Annotated in this window: 6 protein-coding genes; 4 read left to right on the top strand and 2 right to left on the bottom strand. The window is 28.6% G+C overall.

What is annotated here, in order from left to right; genetic code table 11:
* Both HALO113_RS14870 and HALO113_RS14865 read right to left on the bottom strand, forming a co-directional pair.
* Positions 1-651, bottom strand: a 651-nt coding sequence (locus HALO113_RS14870) for a hypothetical protein (RefSeq protein WP_159779879.1), incomplete at its 3' end; no start/stop codon positions are given.
* A 19-nt stretch (positions 652-670) separates the two neighbouring features.
* Positions 671-1,975 carry an NAD(P)/FAD-dependent oxidoreductase gene (locus HALO113_RS14865; protein WP_159779878.1) on the bottom strand — a complete coding sequence of 435 codons (1,305 nt, stop codon included), beginning with the start codon at positions 1,973-1,975 and terminating at the stop codon, positions 671-673.
* A 436-nt stretch (positions 1,976-2,411) separates the two neighbouring features.
* On the opposite strand from HALO113_RS14865, the gene HALO113_RS14860 reads away from it, so the two are divergent.
* From HALO113_RS14860 to nth, 4 genes are all read left to right on the top strand, one after another.
* The gene (locus HALO113_RS14860) at positions 2,412-2,906 is read left to right on the top strand and encodes an RNA polymerase sigma factor (protein WP_159779880.1); all 495 of its coding nucleotides are present in this window, start codon (positions 2,412-2,414) and stop codon (positions 2,904-2,906) included.
* A 3-nt stretch (positions 2,907-2,909) separates the two neighbouring features.
* Positions 2,910-3,551, top strand: coding sequence for a hypothetical protein (locus HALO113_RS14855; protein ID WP_159779877.1), 642 nt, complete (start codon positions 2,910-2,912; stop codon positions 3,549-3,551).
* 6 nt (positions 3,552-3,557) lie between these two features.
* Entirely contained in the window at positions 3,558-4,436 is an 879-nt protein-coding gene (locus tag HALO113_RS14850; protein WP_159779876.1) for a TraB/GumN family protein, read from the top strand.
* 135 nt (positions 4,437-4,571) lie between these two features.
* On the top strand, positions 4,572-4,863 hold a 292-nt coding region (nth, locus tag HALO113_RS14845; protein ID WP_370519390.1), incomplete at its 3' end, for an endonuclease III.

The raw sequence follows: 4,863 nt of genomic DNA, 5'->3' as shown, positions 1-4,863 counted from the left end.
AGTATAATTAGAATAATTTATTGCAATACTTTTACCTTCATGCAAATACTTATTTTTAAAAGTAAAGAAAGTGATTCCTTTCAATTTCCAATTTTCAAAATCTCTAGATACAGATAAAAATTCATATTTATTTTTAAACAAAATGATGTCTATGTCTCTGTTAAATTGCCATTTTAAATAATATTCTTTTTTCTGACTATCATAAATAAAGCAATCTAAATAAGGGTCTCGCAAAGAACCTTCTGATCTAAAAACAAACAAGTGCTTACTATTTGCTTCTATATTATCGATTTGGTAAACTTGATAAATTCCATAATAGTCAATAACTTCAAAATAATTGTTGGTTTTCTCATCTTTTGCAAAATGGAACCTACTAAGGGTTTGTTGATTGGTTTCTTTTAATTCAATATTACTTTTTATCGGTTTAAATGGCTCTAGTACAGTATAGAGGTTTGAATTAGAAATACCCTCTTTTAACAACTCTATTAAACTTTTATCTTCTGTAACAATACTGTTGTTTGATGAAACAATAGTATCTTCCTTATTTTCTACATATATTCCTTGAGAAATTGCATTCTGATTAATATTCTTTTCTTTACAAGAAAGTAATAGCATTAAACCAATAGTAAAAAATATACTTTTAAATTTCATCTGTTTTTTATTAAATGAACTAAATCTCATCAGTAGTAAAAGTGGCTATTTGTTTCTTTTTATAAGGTCTAATAATCAATCGGGCTTCTCTGTCAAAACGAATATAATTATACACCCAATTTAAAAAGACTACCGCTTTATTCTTAAAACCAATTAGAGAAAAAAGGTGTACAAACATCCAAACAAACCAAGCAAAAACACCCGAAAAATGATAATGTGGTAAATCGACAACCGCTTTATTACGACCAATAGTTGCCATGGAGCCTTTGTCTTTATATACAAAAGGTTTCATTTCCTTTTTCTCTAACAAACGTGCTAAATTATCAGATAAATGTTTGCCTTGCTGAATGGCAGGTTGTGCCATCATAGGATGCCCTTGAGGATACTCTTCTAAAGACATGGAAGCAATATCACCTATCGCAAAAATATTATCATAACCTTCTACTTGATTGTACGCATTAACTTTAACGCGATCAGCTCTAGCAATTAAAGAATGTACATTAAGACCGTTAACCAAAGCACCTTGTACGCCAGCAGTCCAAATTACAGTAGCACTATCAAATGATAAATCGGAACTTGTGGTAACCATTCTACCGTCGTAACCTGTCACACGAACATTTTTCCAGACACTTACCCCCAACTTAATTAAGAACTCTTCAGCTTTTTGAGAAGCATTTTCACTCATGGTATTTAAAATGCGATCTCCACTTTGAATAAGATTGATTTCCATTTTTCGAATGTCTAAATCAGGATAATCTTTGGGTAAAATGGCTTTTTTCATTTCTGCTAAAGCACCAGCAAGCTCTACTCCTGTTGGTCCACCACCCACTAAAACAAAGTTCATTAAACTATGTCTTTCATCAATATCATTTGTTAGTAATGCTTGTTCAAAGTTTTCTAAAATAAGACTACGAATATTTAACGATTGCGGAATGGTTTTCATGGCCATGCAATTGCGTTCCATTTCTTTGTTACCAAAAAAGTTTGTTTTTGAACCCGTAGCAAGTACCAAGTAATCGTATTTTAATTCACCTATATCGGCTATAATTTTATTATTATTGGAATCAATTTCTTTTACGTCGGCTAAACGAAAGTAAAAATCTTTGTGTTCTTGCACCACTTTACGAATAGGATACGCAATAGAATCGGGTTCTAAACCGCCTGTGGCTACTTGATACATTAAAGGTTGGAAATTGTGGTAATTGTGTTTGTCTAATAATACCACTTGCACTTTTTTATTTCTTAGTTTTTTGGCTAAAGCGATGCCTGCAAATCCTCCTCCTATAATTACAATTCTAGGAAAACTACTACGAGGTATATTCATTTTTTAAGATCCATTTTGTCCTTCAAAGATAGTAAATTAATGTGGCATTTTTATAATGTGTCAATATCGTAATTTTAAACGATTTGATTTTTGAAATAGATTTTTTTTTTGGAACACGGATTAAAGAAATTTGAGAAATCTTTAAAATTGCTTTTGTGATTGAAATTGAAGTTGAAGTTGGTTTTTTTCTTGGAACATAGACATTAAAAAAATTTAAGAAATCTTTGAAATTAGAAATGTTTTGATGTTGACATTGATTTTTGATATTGACATTGAAATCCAAGCCCTGATAGTAGTGAAAATCTTTTTGAAATCCTTTTCTTATTTTTGTTAAAAGGACAAAACGACCTTAGGAAGTTCTTGTGCTTATTAGAAAAAATACAAAATGATTTCAAAAAATTGTAACGAATAGCAGGAAATGGCTACTTATAGTTCTATGAATCCAACATCGGAAGAAATTTTTGTAAAACAGTTGCAGGAAAATCAGAATATAATCCACAAAATTTGTCGGTTATATACTACTGATGAGGATGCGCATAATGATTTGTTTCAGGAAATTACGATTCAATTATGGAAAGCATTTCCTAAATTTAGAGGAGACTCAAAATTTACAACATGGGCGTATCGAGTTGGTTTGAATACTGCTATTACTTTATATAGAAAGAAGAAAAAAACAGTTAGCACTATTGAATTTGATAGTAGTTTTCATAAAGTTAGACAAGAAGAATACAATTATGAAGAAGAAGAACAATTAAAACTTCTTTATAGTGCTATTAGTGAATTAAATGATATTGAAAAAGCATTAATATTCTTGTATCTTGAAGATAAAGATTATGCTGAAATTTCTGAAACTCTTGGTATTAGTGAAGTGAATGCAAGAGTAAAAATGAACAGAGTAAAAGGAAAATTAAAAAAAATATTAAATCCGTAATTGATGGATGAATTAGAAATATTAAAAAAAGATTGGAAAAAAAGAGAACATTCTTTTAACCAACTTTCAGAAAGCGATATTTATAGAATGCTACATAAAAGGTCCTCTTCTATTGTAAAGTGGATATTAATTATCAGCATTTTAGAAATTATACTTTGGTTAAGCTTAAGTTTTTTAACTACTGATGAAAGCTATTTAAAAACCTTAGAGATTTATCATCTTAATAAAATAATTCCAATAATTACTATTATTAATTATGGTATCATGGTATTTTTCATCTACTTATTTTATAAAAATTTCAAAAATATTAATACCACTGAAACTGTAAAAAAATTAATGCAAACTATTTTAAAAACCAGAAAAACGGTTAAGTATTATGTTTGGTATAATTTGATGATGTCTTTTGTGTCATTTATTTTAATTTTTACTTTTCAGTTTAAATATGATCCTAATCTAAATGAAATAATAAATAAAGCGACGCAAGATGTAAATCCAAACGTGTTTTATACCGTTTTATTTGCTGTATATATCGTTTGTGTAACAATTATTATTACTCTTATTTGGTTATTTTATAAATTATTATACGGTATTTTATTAAAGCGATTGAATAAAAATTATAAAGAATTAGAAAAATTAGATTTATAAATATATATGATACGAATTATTGTTGATGTAGTCAAATTTTCAGTAGTATTTGCCCTTATGATTTTTAGTTATTTAGCCAATGCTCAAAAATTGGAAAATAGTCTATTATGGAAAATCTCTGGTAATGGCATTCAAAAACCATCCTATTTATATGGAACCATGCATGCCGTATGTGAAACCAATATAAATGATGCTGTTTTAAAAGCATTTGATGATACTTCGCAGCTCTATCTTGAGATTGACATTGATGATCCTAATTTACAAACTACAATGATGCGCAAAATCATGATGAATGATGGGGTAACAATTAGTTCATTAATAACTAAAGAAGAAGCAAAAAAATTAGATACCTTTTTAAAAGATAATATTGGTTTTTCTTTACAAATGATGGATACATTCAAACCCTTTATGATTAGTTCGATGTATTTACCAAAACTATTAGATTGTCCTCTAAAAGCAGTTGATATGGAACTTATGAAAATTTCTAAGGAGCAAAATGAAGAAATTTATGGTTTAGAAACTATTGAAGACCAGATGAACGTTTTTGATAAAATACCCTACAAAACACAAGTAGAAGAACTCTTAAAAGCTTCAAATGATAATTTAGTTTCAGATAAAGAGGAAATGTCAAAAATGATTTCAGTATATAAAAACGAAAACATTGAAGAAATGTTAACTATGTCAAAGGAAACAGAAAATAAAATGTTTACTGAATATGAAAATGATTTAATAATTCAGAGAAATAAGAATTGGATACCTGTAATTGAAAAAGTTTCTAAATCAAAACCTACTTTTTTTGCTGTTGGAGCAGCTCATTTAGCAGGTGAAGATGGTGTAATAAAATTACTTAGAAAAAAAGGGTATAAAGTTGAAGCAGTAAAGTAAAAAAAGAATTAATCCAAATAACCATAACAGAGGCAAAATAGGCCTCTTTTTTTATACAATTAATTTAGTAAATATATAAATTGTGTCCCCATATTCGCTTTCAAAATACATCCCGACTTCCAAAGTCTATCTAAGATGACGTTTAGCGATCTCGTACTTTATTTCTCAAGTGTAAAGAATTATCCCAATAAAATCAACTGGATTTTAGAGACCGCTAGTGTTTTAAAAGACAAAACTATTCCTAAAAGACTAGATGAGCTGATAAAATTAAGAGGTATTGGTCGAAAATCAGCTAATGTCATCTTGAGAGAAACCCATCAAAAGCCAGAAGGAATTATAGTTGACTTACATGTTTTACGAGTAGTGTCTCGATTTGGATTAACTCCAGAATATAAAGATGCCAATAAAATTGAAAAAATCCTTATGA

It is taken from the genome of Flavobacterium sp. 9AF (assembly GCF_902506265.1).
Lineage (GTDB): Bacteria > Bacteroidota > Bacteroidia > Flavobacteriales > Flavobacteriaceae > Flavobacterium.
The sequence above is the reverse complement of the archived record's forward strand: the minus strand, read 5'-3'. Positions and strand labels throughout refer to the sequence as shown.

What these genes read in the sequence shown, in the direction of transcription:
- HALO113_RS14865 (WP_159779878.1), bottom strand. Translation starts at nt 1,975, where the DNA reads ATGAATATACCTCGTAGTAGTTTTCCTAGAATTGTAATTATAGGAGGA.
- HALO113_RS14850 (WP_159779876.1), top strand. Translation starts at nt 3,558, where the DNA reads ATGATACGAATTATTGTTGATGTAGTCAAATTTTCAGTAGTATTTGCC.
- HALO113_RS14855 (WP_159779877.1), top strand. Translation starts at nt 2,910, where the DNA reads ATGGATGAATTAGAAATATTAAAAAAAGATTGGAAAAAAAGAGAACAT.
- HALO113_RS14860 (WP_159779880.1), top strand. Translation starts at nt 2,412, where the DNA reads ATGAATCCAACATCGGAAGAAATTTTTGTAAAACAGTTGCAGGAAAAT.